The organism is Providencia sp. PROV032 (genome assembly GCF_028484875.1).
GTDB classification, from domain to species: Bacteria; Pseudomonadota; Gammaproteobacteria; order Enterobacterales; family Enterobacteriaceae; genus Providencia; species Providencia rettgeri_E.
The window spans coordinates 1-18,932 of record NZ_JAMPSX010000026.1 but is presented as its reverse complement, the minus strand read 5'-3'; the positions used below and the strand labels follow the sequence as shown (position 1 = coordinate 18,932).

Genomic DNA, 18,932 nt, shown 5'->3' with positions numbered 1-18,932 from the left:
TTATACCGCCTTATTTCAATAAGTTACTTACTTAGGCGTCCAAGAACGGCCTTGATGATTTGCTCAACATTCTCTTCAGTGATATCTCCTTGAGAAACCACCGCCTCAGCAATCGCAGCCGTTGTTACCGCACTGCCAAATCGGTCATCACCTGCAGGGTTAGCGGTCACTGGTGACGCGGTTGCCGCAACAGGATTACGGAAACGGCTATCATCAAAAATGCTGACTTGCGGTTGATTGACCGTAGCCGGTGCCTGAGCCACTGTACAAGGCTGGGCGGGTTGCCTTAAATCATCAATAGAACGTACGCCATAACCCACTTTACGAATATTCAGTAAATTCATTGGGCCAACGTTATCAGAGCTAGAACCGCCGCCAACCGCGCCACAGCCCAGTGTTAACGCAGGTGTGATATTGGTCGTTGCCCCAATCCCACCGAGTGCAGCCGGTGTATTAATCAAAATGCGATTAACGGGTTTTTCTAAAGAGAACTGACGAATAACATCTTCGTTTTGTGTGTGGATCACCAAGGTATGGCCGAGGCCTTCGTTGGTCAGCAAATCAACCACGCGATGGCACGCGGATTGCCAATCTTCCTCGATATACATCCCTAAAATTGGGCATAATTTTTCGCGGGAGTATGGGTTTTTCGGTGATACGGTGTCTTGCAACGCAATCAACACACGTGTGTTAGCTGGAACAGTGAAACCTGCACGTTGGCTGAGTGTGATAGCATCTTTACCCACTACTTCTGGGTTGATGGTGCCGTTCGCTCTAAGCAACATTGAGGCCATGCGTTTCGCTTCGTCTTCATTCATGAAATAAGCGCCTTGAGCGAGTAATTCACGATGAACTTCGTTATAAATACAGCGTTCCACAATGATGGATTGCTCAGAAGCACAGATCACGCCGTTATCAAACGTTTTACTGGTGATAATGTCACTCACCGCCTGCTTGATATTGGCGCTACGTTCAATAAATGCAGGGCCATTGCCTGGACCGCCACTAATGGTTGGTGTACCGGATGCGTAAGCTGCACGCACCATGCCTTCACCGCCCGTCGCCAAGATTAAAGAGACGTCTTTGCTGTGCATCAGTTCTTTCGTTGCTTCTAAAGTCAGCATTGTGACAGCATCGACAATTCCAGCTGGAGCACCCGCTTCTAATGCGGCTTTTTTGACAATTTCTAATGTTCGGAAACTGCAGGCTTTGGCATTTGGATGAGGGGAGAAGACAATGGCATTACCCGCCTTCAAGGCAATCAACGTTTTGTAGATGATGGTAGATGTTGGGTTAGTAGAAGGAACTAACGCCGTGATCACACCAAGAGGAACCCCCACATCCATGACTTTGTTGATTTTGTCATCATTAATGATGCCAACGGTTTTGAGATCTTTAATGTGTTCATAAACACGCATTGAAGCAAAAGTGTTTTTCAGGACTTTATCTTGCCACTTACCAAACCCAGTTTCTTCGTTGGCCATTTTTGCCAGCTCTTCGGCATGAAGTGCGGACTCAATTGCGATGTGTTTAACAATATTATCGATTTTTTCCTGCGAAAATGTCGCAAACTCTTTCTGCGCTTGTTTCGCGTTTCTAACTAGCTCTCTTGCCAGTTGTCTGGATTGCAGATCTTTGTCTAATGCAACCATGTCTTCCCCCGTATCGGAGCCAAAATTAATTCATTCACTTTTCGTGTTATTGGCTTATTAGCCAATGACTTAGGCTTTATGTTGTTGTGCAATTTTGCCAATATCGTTGTGTGGTCTTGCAATCACACGTGAAGTCACCACTGTTCCGATACGTTTTGCAGCCTCAACACCTGACTCAACTGCAGCGTTAACGGCACCGACATCGCCTTTAACCATCGCTGTTACCAGCCCTGAACCGACATTCTCATAACCGATTAGCTCGACATTGGCGGCTTTACACATGGCATCAGCAGCTTCAATACACGCGACTAAACCTTTGGTTTCAATCAGACCAAGTGCTTCTTTCATAAGTAATTTCCTGTTTTATTCCGTGACTTTATACTGGGCGACGATTTTCTGAATATCGCTATGGGGACGCGCGATAACCAGTGATGTCACAACGGTGCCAATACGAGAGGCAGATTCAACACCTGAATCCACTGCAGCTTTCACCGCACCCACATCGCCTTTGACCATGGCGGTAACTAAACCTGACCCAACATTTTCATAACCAATCAGCACAACATTTGCGGCTTTACACATCGAGTCTGCAGCTTCAATACAAGCCACTAACCCTTGAGTTTCAATAAGACCTAATGCGTCACCCATATTTTTTCCTCCGGAAAAAGTTATGCCTTATGCTTAATAACGATTTTGTTGATATCGTTGTGTGGACGCGCAATGACCAGTGAAGTGACAACTTCACCAACACGCTGCGCTGATTCAACACCCGAATCGACAGCTGCTTTGACTGCGCCGACATCGCCTTTAACCATTGCGGTAACGAGACCTGAACCGACATTTTCGTAGCCAATTAGCTCAACATTTGCCGCTTTGCACATGGCATCAGCTGCTTCGATACAAGCCACCAGACCTTTTGTTTCAATAAGACCTAATGCATCACCCATTGTTGTTTCCTCCGAGAAGCCTTCTTTATTTTTCTTTACCTTCCATATTCCAAGCTAATGTGTCCGAGTACATGTCCCTTGCAATATCTGGGTAAACATTTACGCCAATGGTGTCTGCGCGGTGATCTATTGAACGCAACCTTTGGCTTCAGACTCACTATAGAACCGAAAAATAAAAACGAAATATAAATCCACATACGGTAGATAATTAGTGTTTTAATCTAAAATTTAGTGTGATTTATTGAATTATTTATATGTAAACTCTGAAAAAGCCAAAAATTCACGTATCTATATGGTCAGAAAAAATGGGCCAAACATGGATTTAGCATTAGCTAATTAGATTGTTAATAAAATATTATTAGGCTGATAAATGGGGGTGATTTGTGGGATGATAACTGTGGGTTCGCTCACTCAGTTATAAGCTTTACCTACTAGCCGACACCGCAAGCTAAGTGCAGCACAAGAGAGAAACTCCCCCTTCATGATGACAAGTCTCTGCGAGGTTGTGCCCGCTATCATTTGTGAATAGGACAAAAAGGAAATAAACAGAAAAGAGGTATCGTCAATTAACGATGAAGCGCACTACTTCACCGCTAAACTGATTCAATAAGAACTGAATTAATCAAATTTACTGCCAGGCTTTAACGTACAGATATAAAGTGGGGAATTAATTGAACTGAGTAGTAAAGCTTTGTCATTGAGCTTTTGCGCATTAAGAAATAGCCCATCATGGCTATCTGACATTTCTCTCATAAAATAATCAAATATCACATTTGGCGATTCATCAATAGAAGAAGCGCTCGCCTCCCACTGACTAATACTATAATGACGCTCCGTCGGTGATATCCGTTTTGTCGTATAGTTGAATTTCACATAGCGCTGTAAATACAACCAGCCCGCTTTAGAATCGGTATAGCCCTCCACCACAATTGAGCCCTTTCCATTCGCGCCAAAATTGAAGTGAATATTGCCGTTAACGTTTTCGTCTTTCATATTTTCAAAGCGCATGATGCCTTTAGTAGAGCACACCATTAAACCATCTTGTTTATTGGAAAATAAGACTGACTGGGTATAAATCGCCACAACAATAAATAACAAAAAACTCAGTAAGCATAATACTTTTCCTGATATCTTCATGATGGTTTCCAAGAATAGTAAAAGTAGTTATCGCAATAGCTAAATGGGTTATCTTCATTGACTGCACAATGTGCAAGAAATACTCGGCCTAGTCCGTTAGTCTGTAATTTGTCCCCATAGAAAAAAACAAACCGTTCTTTCTCAACACACTCTAGATTTAAGTTATTCCTAACCTTATCAAAGTTTTGTACATAGTTTAGTGCGACAGTGTTATTGATCATTTTTTCATTCGACAATACATCACAATGAGTATGCTCAAGCACGGTCATATTAATCGGCACTGATGGTTGATTTGATAAATAAGCCATGACAGCTAATAAAATGGAACACAATAGAAAAGCACCACTGGCAAGATACCAACAGATTTCTTTTTTTTCTGGTGTCAGTGTTGAATCTATTTTTTGAGGGTCTGTAGGATCAGAGATAGGTTGGGAAGTTGGAGATAAAACAACCGCTGTTTCTTCTATTTCACTTAAGCTAGTTATTAATTCAGTTGGCTGAGTTTTAATATCATCAATTAGTTCAAGGGAAACATCAGAATTAAACTCTAATCGCCCCCGAGCAACTGTCACAATAATATTTTCAATACCATATGGGCGAAATGCTTTTCGTAATATACTGAGATATTGGTTTAAATTACTGTTTGATGACACTAATCCATTATCATCCCATACTGCTTTTAATACCTCATCTCGGGAAACAACCCCCCTATGTTGAATAAAATAAAATAATAATGCATTCGCCGTTATCGACAGTTGGGTATCCACCTCGTCTTCTTTTAAAGATAAAGTGCCATCAACCGCATCATATAGAATGAAAGCATTGATTTTATATTTCACTGTCGCCTCATGTGCTTATTTTTGGAATAAAATTGCACTACCGTTATCACTGCTATTTTTACTTACATAATATTTTTATTTATAGAATTTTTTCAAATGAAATAGTCGTTAACCGACTAACAATCGCATCACGTTCTTGCTGTGACAATGTTTCGCCCTCCGTCAATGATGAAAGCCATAGCCCATCCGCGGCATAGCGTACTAACGCGCCTAAATAACTGTTATCAAACTCATCCCCCTTCGCCAGATGGTTGCTTACCCAATCTCGCCAACACTGACGCAATACGGGTTCCGTTGGCATCGCTAAAGAGAGTAAAGCAAGTTGAAAACTTTCATCAGACTCTTTCAGCTCACCAATGTAGTGCAAATAAGCACGAGAAAACCGGCCATAGGGATTTGAGTCATTACCCATAATGGTATGGATCCGCTCATCCATAATTTCGAGTAATTGGAGAAAAAGCGCATGAATAAGCTCCTGTTTGGAGGGGAAATGGTGCATCAGCCCTCCTTTGCTAACACCCGCCTCCCTTGCCACTGCATTAAGAGAGAGCGAAGAGATCCCTTCTCTGCCAGCAATAATGCGAGCCGCTTTCAGGAGCTCCACTTGAAGCTTGATAGGGTCTTTTTTTCTGTGTTGCGCGGATTTATTCATGCAACGAATGATACCGACCAGTCGGTATGTTTCATTTTGACTAAAATCAAGTAACCCTGATTTGTTCATGGGTAAATCTAAATAGTGGAAGAGGACTCACAATATCGAATAGCGATACGTTATAACTCTATAATTAATTTAAAAATATCAAATGTTTTTGAGGGTATTTAATTTGACTTAGTTTTGCACATATTCGTATTATGATGTTTAATAATGACAACAAAATAAAATTCTGACGACGTAAAAACGGTTTGCAATGTTCCTAATTAACTATCCGTAAAAGAGGTTTTATCATGTCAAATCAATACAATATTGGCGTTATTGTTGGTAGCTTACGTGCTGATTCTTATAATTTAGTTGTTGCTAAAGCCATAACTAAATTATTCCCTGCGAATTTCACGTTTAAGTTTATCGATATTGGTGAGTTACCTCTCTACAACCAAGATGCAGACCAAAATGTACCTTCTGTTGTGGCTAATTTCAAATCTCAAATCAAAGCCTGTGATGGCATTATTTTCGCCACCCCTGAATATAACCGTTCAATGCCTGGCGTATTGAAAAATGCGATTGACCAAGGCTCTCGCCCATGGGGAGATAACTCGTGGGATGGTATTCCTGCGGGGGTTTTAGGGGTTTCTATTGGCAATATCAGTACGGCTATTGCCCAACAGCACTTGCGCAATAGTCTGGCATTTTTAAATATGCCAACGATGAACCAACCAGAGTGCTATTTGAAGTGGTATGAAGGAATGGTTGATGAACAAGGTAATATTTCCCCAAAAAGCAAAGATTTCTTACAGCCGTGGGCCGATACCTTTGCCAAATTTGTTGCCCATAATGCAGCGAGTAAATAAGTCGCTGAGCTTATTTAGCCAAATTATTCGATGATGTACTTAATCTGGCAGCTACCAATTTTGATAGCGGTAACTGTCAGGTTAAATTGCACTCTTCTTACTTAACCATATCACTGTTAATACTATAGCTTGATGTATTTGCCATTACATGACGCCTTGATATTGAAGTGTATTTCATCTGAATATACTGATGCGGTATTAATTCACTACTTTTTATTGAATCAGGAAAGATATCAGAAACCTCAATCAGAGAAACGCCCGAGAGTTTAACCTCGTAATATTTCTCAAGCTGTCCATGCTGACTGGTACGATAAAAAACAAATACAGCCTCTAATACTTCATTACTATCTAGCGAGGTGGAAAGTAAAGGTGATGATTTATCAATTAATTTAGTAAACACAACGGGTTGATAAGCTGCATTTTGAGCTCTAAATGAACCACTGTTTAAACTAATAACTTGAATTTCATCTTCGTGACCAATCTGGTGACGATTACCAATTGAATCAATGGTGGAACATCCTGCAGAAATTAAACCTTGGTTCTTGCCAGTTAAGGTTAAATAAATCGGCTCAGCCATAAAAAGTCCTTTGTTAATCACATAAAGATATGTTTTTGACATACGTCGTTGGAGACATCCACGATATTCTATCGCATGTAAAATACCCCTCACTTTTAAGGTAATAATTAACCGCAAAAGCAATAGGAACCCCACTGAATATCCCCAAAAACAATAGATACATAAGGTACTTAAATATTATTTTGTTATATTTAGGAAGTCTATTGAAAACAATGGAGTACACACTCCCACCAAGAGCATACAAAACAGTTGGAAAGCCTATAGCACACATAGCAATAGGGCCTGAAAAAATAATAATATCCTTCATTTGAAATAATGATAAAACATAATCGTATATCAATATGCTAATTAAAAAACAGACAATAAAAAGTAGTATGCCTAATAACAACATCGCCCATTTTGGCATAATTACCCCTTAGGCCACATATGAAATGCTTTATTAATATCCGCAGTCGGCTTGTATTCTCTTTCCCATGTGGTTTTTAATAATTCAATCACTTTCGCACTAATTTGATACTTCTTATCTAAATACTCCAACCCAACCGCAACACCAAATCCAACTAAAAAAACAATTCCAGCAACAGCAATAATACTTCCCCCCACCAAAGCAGTACCGAGTAAAAACGTACCAGTAGCCCATGAAGCAGCAGCGACTAAAGCCGTTTTTGCCATATCTACCGTGATATTGCCAAGAAAATCCGCAAAGGCATAATCATCTTTAAAAAACCATTCAAGTCCGCGATAAACGGCAGAAAATACAAGACAAAAACGAATACCTCTTGCAATACCTGCCTCTAACCCTTGTTGCCCGATCCCCATATTCAACATCACAGGGTTAGCGGCACCATACCGGGTTCCAGTCACTATATGTCTTACGCCGGCATAGCCGGATATGTGTATCATTCGGTTGCCATTAGCAGCAATATGTTCAGTCGCTGTTATGCCTAATTGTCTGAATTCACGGATCAAAACATAGATATCCGGAGTATCACGAAGCGTTCCTGCATAAGGAGAAATAGGGTCTGTCACATTGAAAATATGTCTAAAGGGGTTATTTCTTCGCTCATCTTCTTTTCGTCTTGCGTTGATATCACCTGCATTGACGATCTCTCTGGGCTTAATATCGTCAATAATTCCAGCTGCCTCATGAAGGCTAATCAATGCATCATATTGAATATTTGCATTTAAAGCTTCAGTCACACCAATCGCATCAAAGTACTCATGCCGAGGCTTTAACTGGTTAACCCCCACATTACCTTTAAGGTAATCTCCTAGATATCCGCTCAATGTCGGATCATATTTTTTAACCACAACCACCATCCTTAATATTATTCACCTTAAAATTTAACTTAAGGCTAATTTAATTATAATTATTAATCAACCCAAGCTACAGATAAAAGTTGAGTTACAGAATCTAACCTGTAAAAATCTAAGCTACCGTCCATTCGAAGCATACCGTAGACAGGTAGCACCATGCTCAACGCACCACCATAAAAAAAGGCACTTCAATGAGTGCCCTTTGCAAAGAATTAATCAAGCCATTAACGCCCGGCTTTTAGCTTTTGGAAATACTCTTCGTACAAAATGTTGGTATTCCCGACATCACTTTGCCATTCGCCTTTTTGCAGAACTTCTTCGCTTGGGTAAAGTGATGGGTCATTGGCAATTTCAGCAGGTAATAATTTTTTAGCTTCTAAATTTGGTGTTGGGTAACCAATAGATTCAGCCACTTGAGCCGCAATCTCTGGACGCAATAAGAAATTAATCAGCTTATGAGCCCCTTCCACATTTTTGGCATTCGCTGGGATGGCTAGGCTGTCCATCCAGAAAATTCCGCCTTCTTTAGGCCACACCACTTCAATCGGTAAGCCAGCTTGCCTTGCCACAAATGCAGAGCCATTCCATAACATACCCACATCCACCTCACCTTCAATAAATGGTGTTGCTGGGTTGTCTGAGTTAAAGGCTAAAATATTTGGACGCAATTTTTGCAGTTCTTTATATGCCTCTTCAATCTGTTTCGGGTCGGTCGTGTTGCCTGAATAACCTAATTTTGTCAGCGCCACTTGGAATACTTCCCGTGCGTCATCCATCATCAGCAGGCTATTTTTATATTCCGGTTTCCAAAAATCCGCCCATGAGGTGACAGACTGCGGATCAACTGCTTCACCATTAATGCCTATCCCCGTCGCACCCCAAATATAAGGCACAGAATAGTCATTGTTTGGATCGAATTCTTTATGGGTCAGGTTCGGATCAAGGTTTTTAAAATTGCTCAATTGACTTTGATCGATTTTTTGCAGCATGCCTTCCTTACTCATTTTGGCAATAAAATAAGTGGATGGCACCACCAAATCATAAGCCCCTTCTTTATAGGTCTTTAATTTGGTGTACATGCTTTCGTTTGATTCGTAGGTGGAGTAAATCACCTTGATGCCCGTTTCTTTGGTAAATTGCTCTAATAAACCCGGGGGAACATATTCTGTCCAGTTATAGAAATACAGTACGTCTTTATTATCGTCAGCGGCAGTTGCCGCGCCAATACTTGCAGCCATTACACCAGCCGCCAGTAGATAGGACCATTTTTTCATGACTGAGCTTCCCTCAACAACGTGTTTTTTATCCCTTAATTCATCAAGCAACTCGAATTATTTGGGAAATGTATCGTATAGGCTCAATTGGAGCCCACCCTCTCGCCTAATGGCTGTGAAAAAAGATGCTGATAGATAAAACTTTCAGCATCATCGTATTAATCTATTGTTTGGCTTTTTTGGCGTATTTATCGCGCATCACCCACTGGCTTAAACACACTAGTAAAAGGGACATAATCAACAACACCGTGGCCAATGCATTGACTTCAGGAGAAACGCCCACCTTCACCATGGAGTAAATTTTCAATGGTAAAATTTCATAGCTTGGCCCCGTGACAAATGAGGAAACCACCACATCATCCATCGACAAGGTAAAACTGAGTAACCACCCTGCAATAACCGCAGGTAATGCCAAAGGCAGAATGATTTTGCGCAAAATGGTAAATTCCCCCGCCCCAAGGTCACGCGCTGCTTCTAACATCTTCACATCAAAATCTTTCAACCTTGCATAGACAGTCACGACGACAAACGGCAAGCAAAAGGTAATGTGCGAAAATAATAACGACCAAAAACCGAGTGAAACCCCAAGGAGCATAAAGAGAACCAATAATGAAATCGCCATAACGATATCAGGAGACATCATCACCACAAATAACATGCCACCGACGAAAGGTTTTCCCCTAAAACGATAGCGAAATAAGGCAACGGCTGTGAGTGTACCAATGGCTGTCGCGAAAGTTGCTGACAAAACAGCCATGGTTAATGAGTGCCCCGCTGCTTCTAATAAGCTATCGTTATTACTCAGTAATTCATACCATTTAGTTGAAAACCCTTGCCACTGAATACCAAAACGTGACTCATTAAAGGAATTAACAATCAAAATAATGATTGGAATATAAAGATAAGCGTAGATAATGGCCATAAAGCCACCACGGAGAGTACGTCCGATCATTCTTCATATGCCTTTTTATTCAGAAGCTTAGCTGCTCGGTAATAGACATACAGCAATAATCCCATCATCACTGTAAGGAAAATACTGGTTGCTGCCCCGAATGGCCAATCACGAATATTTAAGAACTGGCTCTTAATTACGTTGCCGATCAGTAGATTTTTTGCACCCCCCATTAAATCCGCCACATAGAACAGCCCCATTGCGGGTAATAACACCAGCAAGCAGCCTGCAATAATTCCTGGCATCGTTAACGGAATGATGATTTTCACAAACCGCTGAAATTTATTCGCACCGAGATCTTTCGCCGCCTCTATATATGACTTATCCAATTTTTCAATACTTGAATACAGCGGCATCACCATAAACGGCAGTAATATATAAATAAGCCCCAATATCACTGCCTCAGGGGTATACATAATTTTCAATGGTTTATCGATAACACCAACCCAGAGCAAAAAGTCATTTAAATACCCTTTGGTACTGAGAAAAACTTTTAACCCATAAATGCGAATCAATGAATTGGTCCAAAATGGCACAATTAACAGAAACAGCATCAAAGGTTGCACTCGTTTAGGTAGCCTTGCCAATATAAAGGCAAATGGATAACCGATAACTAAACAGAAAAAAGTTGCGATCACCGCCATATTGAGTGAATGCAACATGACCTCTGCGTACATCGGGTCAGACAAGCGAATGTAATTATCCCATGTAAAAACCAAGTCAACTAAGTTGGTGTCGCTACGCGTCAAAAAGCTAGTGCCGATAATCATAATATTAGGCAAAAAGACGAACAGCAGCAGCCAGCCGACTACCCCGGTGATAATCACATTCTGCAAAATTTTATGTTTACGAATGATCATCCAGAACTACCTCCCAACTTTCAACCCAAGTCACTGCAACTTTTTGGTTAAGGGAGTGGTCGACATCAGGGTCATCTTCATTGAAAAATTCACTTACCATGACAATTTTGCCATCTTCCATTTCAACCACTGAGTCTAACGTCATGCCTTTATAGTTACGCTCACGAACGTAGCCAATCAACCCAGGATAGTTATCTGCATCATTGACTTCTTCAACACGCAAGTCTTCAGGACGCAATAACACACTAACCTGTTGCCCTTCATTGACAGAAAGCTCAGTGAAAATATCGCATTCATGGCCTTCAACATTGGCACGAATACGTTTATCATCAATGCGATACAATACTTTTGCATCAAAAATATTAATTTCACCAATAAATTGAGCAACAAATAGGTTTTTCGGTTCTTCATAGATTTCACGAGGTGTGCCGTCTTGCTCAATTCGCCCTTCACGCATCACAATGATCCGGTCAGACATTGCTAAGGCTTCTTCTTGATCGTGGGTCACAAAAATAAACGTGATCCCCAGTTTTCGTTGAAGGGCTTTTAGCTCATTTTGCATTTGTTTGCGCAGTTTATAATCGAGCGCAGACAATGACTCATCCAGTAGTAGGACTTTCGGGCGATTCACTACCGCACGGGCTATCGCCACACGCTGTTGTTGGCCACCAGACAGTTGGTTGGGCCTACGCTCAGCAAAATCGTCTAGTTGCACCATACGTAAGGCTTGGTCCACACGTTTTTGAATTTCAGCCGCAGGCGTTTTTTGCATGCGTAAGCCAAAAGCAACGTTATCGAAAACCGTCATATGAGGAAATAAGGCGTAGCTTTGGAACACTGTATTCACAAAACGCTGTTCTGCAGGAATATCTGTAATATCTTGACCATCAAGAATAATTTGACCGCCATCAGCGTCTTCTAACCCAGCAATAAGACGTAAAACTGTGGTTTTACCGCAACCAGAAGGCCCAAGAATGGTCAAAAACTCACCGTTCTGAATGGTTAAGTCAAACTCAGAAATAATTTGTTTGTCATCAAAACCTTTACTTAAAGATTTTAATTCAATGAGTGGTGTCAGAGAGGTTGTCTCAGTCATTTATTATACACTCTATCCCTAGGAATAATGCAGATAGAACCGCCACCGTTAAAGACTGTATAAGCTTGTCGGAGGTTTACTCTGTCGACTTGTGACATAAGCAAATAGTTTCCCCAGCAAAGCCCAAAACCAGTAGCGCCATTTAAACTTCATAAGGCATGCATGATAAACACTGTTTTTGTAAATTGAAAGCCATTTTCACAACTTCGTTTGCCTTTCATTATGAATTCTCAATAAATAAAACAGATTTTTGAGAAAAATAAGCAACATAGCGATATATAGAATCAATTCATCTATATCTATAGATTTACATGATACATTAGAGCACGAAACTTAAGTCAAACCCACTAAAATTCATAGCGTTAAAACAATTCATAATAAAAATAATAATTATGGAATTAATAGTTTTTATTATTTTTAATAAATTTTAATTCCTACATTCAGTGATATAGGATTTGCTATTATATGCACAAGAAAAATACGATAAGAACTGTATAACAAAATTAGCAAGGCATGGTAATAATTATATCCAATAGATATATATCTTGATTACACATGGAAAAAGCCAATAACTGGTAACATCTATAACAAATAATTAAAGTCGCAGTTAATAATATTATTATGTGATTTAAATCTAATTTTCATTGATCCTTATTTTTTATCTCAATAACTTTAACCAACATCATATTATCACCCGCATCTCTTTGAATATAATAATCAAATTGGTATAATTTCAATCTAAATTGTAACTTTTAGTGACTTGTTTTGTGATTTTTGTTTCATTATTACACCTACAAATTTTACTTTGTATCTTTCGCGTTAAACCAATTAAAGAATAAACATAAGCCTGCGGGTGACTATTTTTGGAAATTCCACTGAAATTAATATGTGAGTGAGCAAAATGGCTAATAAAGAGTTTTTTTATCAAGAACCTTATCCATTATCTGAGGATAAAACCGAGTATTTCCAAGTCTCTGACAAATATGTTTCTGTAGAACAATTTGCGGGAAAGCAAATTCTAAAGGTTGAACCAGAAGCTTTAACCCTCCTTGCCGAACACGCAATTTATGAATCTCAGTTTTTTTTAAGGGCCGCGCACCAGAAACAAGTCGCGGCTATCTTACATGACCCAGAAGCCAGTGAAAACGACAGGTATGTTGCATTACAATTACTTCGTAATGCTGAAATTTCGGCAAAAGGTATATTACCAAACTGCCAAGATACGGGCACTGTCGCGGTTGTTGGGAAAAAAGGCCAACAAGTTTGGACAGACTGCGACGACGAAGAGTACCTCTCCCGAGGAATTTATAACGTCTTCCAACACGAAAATCTGCGTTTTTCTCAAAATGCTCCGCTAGATATGTTTAATGAGGTCAATACTGGTACAAACCTACCTGCCCAGTTTGATATTTTTGCCACCACCGGTGATGAATATCACTTCCTGTTTGTCAATAAAGGCGGCGGTTCTGCCAATAAATCAGCCCTTTATCAAGAAACTAAAGCAACACTGACCCCGGCTAAGTTGAAAAACTTCTTAATTGAAAAAATGAGAAATTTAGGTACAACAGCTTGCCCGCCTTATCATATTGCTTTTGTTATCGGTGGCACTTCTGCGGAAACTACCCTGAAAACCGCCAAACTTGCCTCTGCAAAATATTACGATAATCTACCAACCACAGGTAATGAGTATGGTCGTGCTTTCCGTGATATTGAGCTAGAAAATGAGTTATTAGAAGCTTCACGTCATCTTGGCTTTGGTGCACAATTTGGTGGTAAATATTTTGCTCACGATGTTCGTGTTGTCCGTTTACCTCGTCATGGCGCCTCTTGTCCTATCGGCTTAGCTATTTCTTGTTCTGCAGACCGAAACATTAAAGCGAAAATTACCAAAAGCGGTTTATGGCTCGAAAAAATGGAGCACAACCCTGCCCAATACATTCCTGAGTCGATGCGTAATCAAGCTGAAGGAAAAGTGGTACATATCGACCTCAATCGCCCAATGAAAGACATTTTAGCTGAACTGAGTAAACACCCTGTATCCACACGTGTATCTCTCAGTGGGCCGCTTATCATTGCTCGGGATATTGCGCATACTAAACTGAAAGAGCGTTTAGATAGCGGCGAAGAATTGCCTCAATACTTTAAAGACCATATGGTGTATTACGCAGGTCCAGCTAAAAAACCTGAAGACATGGTTTCCGGTTCTTTGGGCCCAACCACAGGTAACCGGATGGACCCTTATGTTGACCTATTCCAGTCTCACGGTGGCAGCATGTTAATGTTGGCGAAAGGTAACCGAACTCAATTGGTGACAGATGCCTGCAAAAAACATGGTGGGTTCTATTTAGGCAGTATTGGTGGGTCCGCAGCAATACTCGCACAGGAATATGTGAAAAGTCTAAATTGCCTTGAATATCCAGAACTTGGAATGGAAGCGATTTGGAAAATGGAAGTTGAAGGGTTACCTGCGTTCATTTTGGTTGATGACAAAGGGAATAACTTCTTTGAGCAAGTGCAAAATGAAACTTGCGGAAAATGTGTTAAATAGAGTTAGCCAATCAAGCGCAAAGGAGTGCGCTAACATTCGTTAGCCAGTATGGCGATGTAGCATAATAGCCAAGCAGTTATATAATCATACTGTTACAGAGTAAAAGAGCAGGCCGGATGCCCACTCTTTTACTATTATTCACATCGATATATTACCTAAATCAATAATAGTTAATTCGAACAATGGTTGAGGCGTTAAACCCACCCGTTTTGACCGTTCCCACTTTTTTAATTGTTGCACTGTAATCGCGAGTTACTGAAGTACTGCCTTGCGGTAAGCTACCAAAAAACTGGAAGTAATTGAATCTCATATTATTACTTTTGTCATCCATAATTGTTAAGTTGGTACCATTTTTTAAATCAATCGCATATTCACCATTTAGTGGATCGGTCGTTTCAAAATTAATATTCATAGAGAAATTATCAAGACACCCTCTTTTCACTGCTTGAATTTGAAAATCCTTTTTAAACTCTTTCCCTTGATTCAAGTCTGTAATCATTAGCTGGCCAAAATCAATTTGCTGTGACTCAGGAAAAACTTTAATATCCGCACCGCATTTTAAGAAACGGATCCCCCGTAATCCCGATATCGAATAGCGTAAGTTTTTCGCCCCAGGCGACGTATTGATCCCCCCGCTTCCATCAAATTGGAAAACCGTAAATTGGTTATCACCGTCATAGTTTCCTGATGGTGGAACTATGCCCGTCACCTTAATATATAAGGTAAATGTGACTGTCACTGTGACGTTTTGATTACCGCTAATAGGTGCGGTTCCCAAGCTGACTCTTTGTTGGTCACGTTCCAGTTGTTGACCTTGATAGTTGGCACCAAGTAGCAACCCGGTTCCTAATTTTTGCGATGTCGGGTTAAAATACATATGAACAACGTCAATCATATTCCCAAGTACGTTATCGCAAAAAACGGTGACTGTTAGTGGGTCAGATTGCCAAACAATCGTTCCCGCAGGCGTATCCGATGGAATCGCTAATTGCCCAACAGGTACAGCAGGTTTAATGACCACCCCAGTTCCGGCTTCAACACAATCTAAAGCAAATGTTTTTGGGCTAATAAAGACAAATAGAAATAAAATATAAAAACCATATTTTCGAATAAGCCTGTGTATCATGATTTATACACCTTATAGGTAAGTAATATTCAAGGTAATTTGCGTTTTAATATTACCCACTGTTAATTCATTTCTGGGTCGATAACTCTCTAGCATGGAATAAATCGTAATTTGCTGGTTATCATCAAAATAGATTGGATAACTACGGTATTCACCATTAGGAACAATATTGCCATCTTTATCCATTAAGCGAATGCCATAGCCATTTAGAATAGTTTTGCCACCAAATAAATTACGGTCTGTACTTGCAGTTGGCTCTGAAATAAACATGATCCGGACAACAGGCTCCCTATCATCACGATCGTGTTTTGGGAAAATGCAGTCATCAAATTTTAATTTGATTTCATGTTTAGGGCTTCTATCCCCAATCTCATTAAAATAATTCAGAGATATTGGGCCTAATTCAATATTTTGATCTATCGAGTAAAATGAAATTTTACAAGGCAATGCCACGACATTCCCTGTAAAATTAAGATCACCTCTCATCATGCTACTATCTGCATAACTTTGACTTCCACATAGAGATAGCATGAAAAGACATATTGAAAAGTAGCAATTTCTCATATCTAAAATCCTATTGGCTCTCTTTTGACAGCTGGCAGGTCGATGCGGCGCATTGGTAAGTCAACATTTTCATTCCACCGTAATCATCCATATAGCCGGTATATAACTGATTAAAACTGCTTGTCGGCACAGAGACACTTTCCTTAGAAAACGGAGCAATCATCACGCTGTCAAAACCAGGGAAATTTTTCTGGTTGTTATTACTAAGATAGCCCAGTGTCACGTAATATTTAGTTGGATTTTCAATTAATAATTGTCCACCCGTGTGCGTATATTTCAGCTCTTTAGCCCATACCTTATCGCTGTTATTTTCGATTTGAGGTGGTCGATAAAACATTTTTAGGCGGCTTTGAATTGCAATCTGCACGACATTTTCTTTATCTGTCACTGGTGGAATTTCACGAACATTTAAATAGAACAGAGATTCCCTATCCTGTGGAAGGGCATCAACGCCCTCTGTTTTAATGATTTTTATTTGGTTTTTAGCATTAGGCTCAACACGTTGCATTGGCGGTAAAACCGTAAAAGGTTCAGAAACCTTATTTCCTTTTTCATCTTCTATCCAAGATTGAGCTAAATAAGGCATTGTTTTGCTTTGGTTATTAATAACCAAACTTATTGACTTATCTTTGCCAGGAAAAATAATCCGTGTGCGGTCAATATTAATCGCAGCAGACGCAACTTGCATGCCCACAAAAACTAATGAAAATCCTAAAGCTACTACATACTTTTTACTCATACATCATTCCTTTATTGGCAAGGGATCAGGACTTTACCCTGACTTTTTTCGGCAATATTAGGTAAATTCAAACTACATTGGTTTGCGCCTGCAGCCCATTTCACTATGTAGCTTTCTTTTGGATCTACACCCGTTAAATATGCAACTCCACTATCTGCAATAATTCCGACTTCTCTTCCTGTGCTTGATTCAATCACACTGGTGCCAAGCGGTGGATAATTTCCATTATTCAGACGGATAATTGCTAAAATACGTTTTCCTTGGTTTGCTTTTATCCTCTGATAGCCAATTGCCCCTTCAGTCAGGGTTTTACCAATAATATTGTCATTGACATCTACATCATCAGGTAATGTATTCATATCAATATAAACATCTGAATTAGAAAAACTGTTTAAGCTTGTCGCTACACCAATTCCGAATCGGTTTGTAACTGACTCACCATTGTCAATGGAAATCCCTGCAACATTGTCACTATCAATCATCACACGAGGTTCATTGTTAGTCCCATTGCGGTGCATAGCTGCACCATATTTTGTTGCTGTCATGGAGCCATACCAACTACCACCAACAGCACGATATGAGTTCACATTTTCAGTCGCATTAACATTTAATACGCCATAAGGTGATGAATACTGATAACTACCACTGATATTTGGTTCTGCGCGTCCTAATTTGTGCTGGTCACCACCAACACGCATACTCCAGTAGTTATTATTCTCGTTTGCACTGTAATAACCCACTGATTGACCAAAGCTATGATCATTGTCTGCATATTGAGCGTCATAACTAACCGAAGCGCCATTTTCGAGTGGCACAGAGAAAGACAGATATATTTGATTATCATCCGTCTCTTCATATTTAATTTTATTGAGTGATAATGTTCCGGAAATATTTTTAATTTGCCCAATGCTAAATAACTTACTAAAACTCATTCCAAAGTTTGTTGTTGATTCGCTATTCCAAAATTGGCGATGAGAAGCATTAAAATAAATCGTTAAATCAAGTGGGCTAATGTATTGATTAAAAGACGCGGTATAGACGTTTTTATCACGCCTAAAATCAAGCACACCATTAGCTGCATCAATGTATTGAGGCATCGTTAAGAATTCTTTTTCAGAAAACTTATAGCCTGCGAATGTTATCTGTGAATTAGTAGATTCAAAACGTTTAGAATAATTTAAACGATAGCTATTACCTGAATAAGACCCAAAATTATCTAAATTTGCATGGGTACGAGTAATATCAACAGAGATAGCACCAAACATATTCATATTTTGCCCTATCCCCAAGTTCATCGCTTGATAATTGTTATTATCTACTGTTGCAATTAACCCACCGAAGATAGATGTATCACCAAATAAACCATAGGAAATTTCTCCTACAATAAACTTAGGATCAACTTTCTGTGAGCGACCAAATGGGTCAGATTGCCCCATGGTAAATTTATAAAGGAACTGGCCCTGACGCGTTAAAAACGGCAACGATGCCGCTGTCACTTGGTAAGTGGTCTTTGAACCATCTTCTTCCTCGATCGTTACATCTAAAGTGCCTTGTACCGCTTCAGTAATATCTTGGATGTTAAATGGCCCTGGAGCAACTTTAACCTGCTTAATCACACGGCCATTCTGTGAAATAATCACCGTCGCATTCGTTTTCGCAATACCGGTAACCTGAGGCGCATAACCACGTAATGAAGGTGGCAGCATCCGGTTATCACTAAAAATAGACGCTCCGATAAAGCGAAAGCTATCAAATAAATCAGTCTTTAAATAAGACTCACCGAGTAAAACCTTTGCCC

Annotated in this window: 20 protein-coding genes; 2 read left to right on the top strand and 18 right to left on the bottom strand. The window is 39.8% G+C overall.

All coding sequences use genetic code 11. The annotated features are described in order from the left end of the window. Positions 1-23: 23 nt before the first annotated feature. The 7 genes from PSF42_RS16320 to PSF42_RS16290 all read right to left on the bottom strand — a co-directional run bounded on the left by PSF42_RS16320 (position 24) and on the right by PSF42_RS16290 (position 5,227). Entirely contained in the window at positions 24-1,652 is a 1,629-nt protein-coding gene (locus tag PSF42_RS16320) for an acetaldehyde dehydrogenase (acetylating) (RefSeq protein ID WP_125890535.1), read from the bottom strand. 69 nt (positions 1,653-1,721) lie between these two features. Next, positions 1,722-2,000 (bottom strand): BMC domain-containing protein, encoded by a 279-nt coding sequence (locus PSF42_RS16315; RefSeq protein ID WP_004259063.1) that lies wholly within the window; start codon positions 1,998-2,000, stop codon positions 1,722-1,724. Between the two features lie 15 nt (positions 2,001-2,015). Beyond that, entirely contained in the window at positions 2,016-2,300 is a 285-nt protein-coding gene (locus tag PSF42_RS16310; RefSeq protein ID WP_004259066.1) for a BMC domain-containing protein, read from the bottom strand. 20 nt (positions 2,301-2,320) lie between these two features. Further along, complete coding sequence (locus PSF42_RS16305; protein ID WP_004249182.1) at positions 2,321-2,599, bottom strand: BMC domain-containing protein; 279 nt, start codon at positions 2,597-2,599, stop codon at positions 2,321-2,323. Between the two features lie 618 nt (positions 2,600-3,217). Next, positions 3,218-3,736, bottom strand: coding sequence for a FidL-like protein (locus PSF42_RS16300; RefSeq protein WP_125890536.1), 519 nt, complete (start codon positions 3,734-3,736; stop codon positions 3,218-3,220). After that, positions 3,733-4,575 (bottom strand): transcriptional regulator, encoded by an 843-nt coding sequence (locus PSF42_RS16295; protein WP_125890537.1) that lies wholly within the window; start codon positions 4,573-4,575, stop codon positions 3,733-3,735. Before PSF42_RS16295 ends, PSF42_RS16300 begins: the two co-directional genes overlap by 4 nt. A gap of 79 nt (positions 4,576-4,654) precedes the next feature. Continuing rightward, complete coding sequence (locus PSF42_RS16290) at positions 4,655-5,227, bottom strand: TetR/AcrR family transcriptional regulator (protein ID WP_125890722.1); 573 nt, start codon at positions 5,225-5,227, stop codon at positions 4,655-4,657. Between the two features lie 293 nt (positions 5,228-5,520). Between PSF42_RS16290 and PSF42_RS16285 the strand changes: the two genes are divergently transcribed. Next, positions 5,521-6,081: an NADPH-dependent FMN reductase gene (locus PSF42_RS16285; protein ID WP_213913627.1), complete on the top strand. Its 561-nt coding sequence runs from the start codon at positions 5,521-5,523 to the stop codon at positions 6,079-6,081. A 97-nt stretch (positions 6,082-6,178) separates the two neighbouring features. Here PSF42_RS16285 and PSF42_RS16280 read toward each other — a convergent pair whose 3' ends face one another. The 7 genes from PSF42_RS16280 to potA form a co-directional block, all read right to left on the bottom strand. After that, a complete protein-coding gene (locus PSF42_RS16280; RefSeq protein WP_125890539.1) occupies positions 6,179-6,658 on the bottom strand; it encodes an Hcp family type VI secretion system effector in 480 nt (159 codons plus the stop codon). Positions 6,659-6,671: 13 nt separating this feature from the next. After that, entirely contained in the window at positions 6,672-6,965 is a 294-nt protein-coding gene (locus PSF42_RS16275) for a DUF1240 domain-containing protein (protein ID WP_272680384.1), read from the bottom strand. Positions 6,966-7,066: 101 nt separating this feature from the next. Continuing rightward, on the bottom strand, positions 7,067-7,978 hold the full coding sequence (locus PSF42_RS16270) for a hypothetical protein (RefSeq protein WP_125890541.1): 912 nt from the start codon (positions 7,976-7,978) through the stop codon (positions 7,067-7,069). Positions 7,979-8,199: 221 nt separating this feature from the next. Then, on the bottom strand, positions 8,200-9,249 hold the full coding sequence (gene potD / locus PSF42_RS16265) for a spermidine/putrescine ABC transporter substrate-binding protein PotD (RefSeq protein ID WP_125890542.1): 1,050 nt from the start codon (positions 9,247-9,249) through the stop codon (positions 8,200-8,202). A gap of 163 nt (positions 9,250-9,412) precedes the next feature. Then, the gene (potC, locus tag PSF42_RS16260) at positions 9,413-10,201 is read right to left on the bottom strand and encodes a spermidine/putrescine ABC transporter permease PotC (protein WP_125890543.1); all 789 of its coding nucleotides are present in this window, start codon (positions 10,199-10,201) and stop codon (positions 9,413-9,415) included. Next, the gene (gene potB / locus PSF42_RS16255; RefSeq protein WP_125890544.1) at positions 10,198-11,061 is read right to left on the bottom strand and encodes a spermidine/putrescine ABC transporter permease PotB; all 864 of its coding nucleotides are present in this window, start codon (positions 11,059-11,061) and stop codon (positions 10,198-10,200) included. Before potB ends, potC begins: the two co-directional genes overlap by 4 nt. Further along, positions 11,048-12,157, bottom strand: coding sequence for a spermidine/putrescine ABC transporter ATP-binding protein PotA (potA, locus tag PSF42_RS16250; protein WP_125890545.1), 1,110 nt, complete (start codon positions 12,155-12,157; stop codon positions 11,048-11,050). The genes potB and potA overlap by 14 nt, the downstream gene beginning before the upstream one ends. A gap of 901 nt (positions 12,158-13,058) precedes the next feature. On the opposite strand from potA, the gene PSF42_RS16245 reads away from it, so the two are divergent. After that, positions 13,059-14,705, top strand: coding sequence for a fumarate hydratase (locus tag PSF42_RS16245; RefSeq protein ID WP_102138038.1), 1,647 nt, complete (start codon positions 13,059-13,061; stop codon positions 14,703-14,705). A 160-nt stretch (positions 14,706-14,865) separates the two neighbouring features. On the opposite strand, the gene PSF42_RS16240 is transcribed toward PSF42_RS16245, so the two are convergent. The 4 genes from PSF42_RS16240 to PSF42_RS16225 all read right to left on the bottom strand — a co-directional run. Beyond that, on the bottom strand, positions 14,866-15,831 hold the full coding sequence (locus PSF42_RS16240; RefSeq protein WP_125890547.1) for a fimbrial protein: 966 nt from the start codon (positions 15,829-15,831) through the stop codon (positions 14,866-14,868). A gap of 12 nt (positions 15,832-15,843) precedes the next feature. After that, a complete protein-coding gene (locus PSF42_RS16235; protein WP_248467109.1) occupies positions 15,844-16,320 on the bottom strand; it encodes a fimbrial protein in 477 nt (158 codons plus the stop codon). Between the two features lie 85 nt (positions 16,321-16,405). Beyond that, a complete protein-coding gene (locus tag PSF42_RS16230; protein ID WP_125890548.1) occupies positions 16,406-17,134 on the bottom strand; it encodes a fimbrial biogenesis chaperone in 729 nt (242 codons plus the stop codon). An 11-nt stretch (positions 17,135-17,145) separates the two neighbouring features. Then, positions 17,146-18,932 (bottom strand): fimbria/pilus outer membrane usher protein (locus tag PSF42_RS16225; protein WP_272680371.1); only part of this gene is annotated, 1,787 nt, incomplete at its 5' end.

What these genes read in the sequence shown, in the direction of transcription:
- PSF42_RS16320 (WP_125890535.1), bottom strand. Translation starts at nt 1,652, where the DNA reads ATGGTTGCATTAGACAAAGATCTGCAATCCAGACAACTGGCAAGAGAG.
- PSF42_RS16315 (WP_004259063.1), bottom strand. Translation starts at nt 2,000, where the DNA reads ATGAAAGAAGCACTTGGTCTGATTGAAACCAAAGGTTTAGTCGCGTGT.
- PSF42_RS16310 (WP_004259066.1), bottom strand. Translation starts at nt 2,300, where the DNA reads ATGGGTGACGCATTAGGTCTTATTGAAACTCAAGGGTTAGTGGCTTGT.
- PSF42_RS16305 (WP_004249182.1), bottom strand. Translation starts at nt 2,599, where the DNA reads ATGGGTGATGCATTAGGTCTTATTGAAACAAAAGGTCTGGTGGCTTGT.
- PSF42_RS16300 (WP_125890536.1), bottom strand. Translation starts at nt 3,736, where the DNA reads ATGAAGATATCAGGAAAAGTATTATGCTTACTGAGTTTTTTGTTATTT.
- PSF42_RS16290 (WP_125890722.1), bottom strand. Translation starts at nt 5,227, where the DNA reads ATGAATAAATCCGCGCAACACAGAAAAAAAGACCCTATCAAGCTTCAA.
- PSF42_RS16285 (WP_213913627.1), top strand. Translation starts at nt 5,521, where the DNA reads ATGTCAAATCAATACAATATTGGCGTTATTGTTGGTAGCTTACGTGCT.
- PSF42_RS16280 (WP_125890539.1), bottom strand. Translation starts at nt 6,658, where the DNA reads ATGGCTGAGCCGATTTATTTAACCTTAACTGGCAAGAACCAAGGTTTA.
- PSF42_RS16275 (WP_272680384.1), bottom strand. Translation starts at nt 6,965, where the DNA reads ATGAAGGATATTATTATTTTTTCAGGCCCTATTGCTATGTGTGCTATA.
- PSF42_RS16270 (WP_125890541.1), bottom strand. Translation starts at nt 7,978, where the DNA reads ATGGTGGTTGTGGTTAAAAAATATGATCCGACATTGAGCGGATATCTA.
- potD (WP_125890542.1), bottom strand. Translation starts at nt 9,249, where the DNA reads ATGAAAAAATGGTCCTATCTACTGGCGGCTGGTGTAATGGCTGCAAGT.
- potC (WP_125890543.1), bottom strand. Translation starts at nt 10,201, where the DNA reads ATGATCGGACGTACTCTCCGTGGTGGCTTTATGGCCATTATCTACGCT.
- potB (WP_125890544.1), bottom strand. Translation starts at nt 11,061, where the DNA reads ATGATCATTCGTAAACATAAAATTTTGCAGAATGTGATTATCACCGGG.
- potA (WP_125890545.1), bottom strand. Translation starts at nt 12,157, where the DNA reads ATGACTGAGACAACCTCTCTGACACCACTCATTGAATTAAAATCTTTA.
- PSF42_RS16245 (WP_102138038.1), top strand. Translation starts at nt 13,059, where the DNA reads ATGGCTAATAAAGAGTTTTTTTATCAAGAACCTTATCCATTATCTGAG.
- PSF42_RS16240 (WP_125890547.1), bottom strand. Translation starts at nt 15,831, where the DNA reads ATGATACACAGGCTTATTCGAAAATATGGTTTTTATATTTTATTTCTA.
- PSF42_RS16235 (WP_248467109.1), bottom strand. Translation starts at nt 16,320, where the DNA reads ATGATGAGAGGTGATCTTAATTTTACAGGGAATGTCGTGGCATTGCCT.
- PSF42_RS16230 (WP_125890548.1), bottom strand. Translation starts at nt 17,134, where the DNA reads ATGAGTAAAAAGTATGTAGTAGCTTTAGGATTTTCATTAGTTTTTGTG.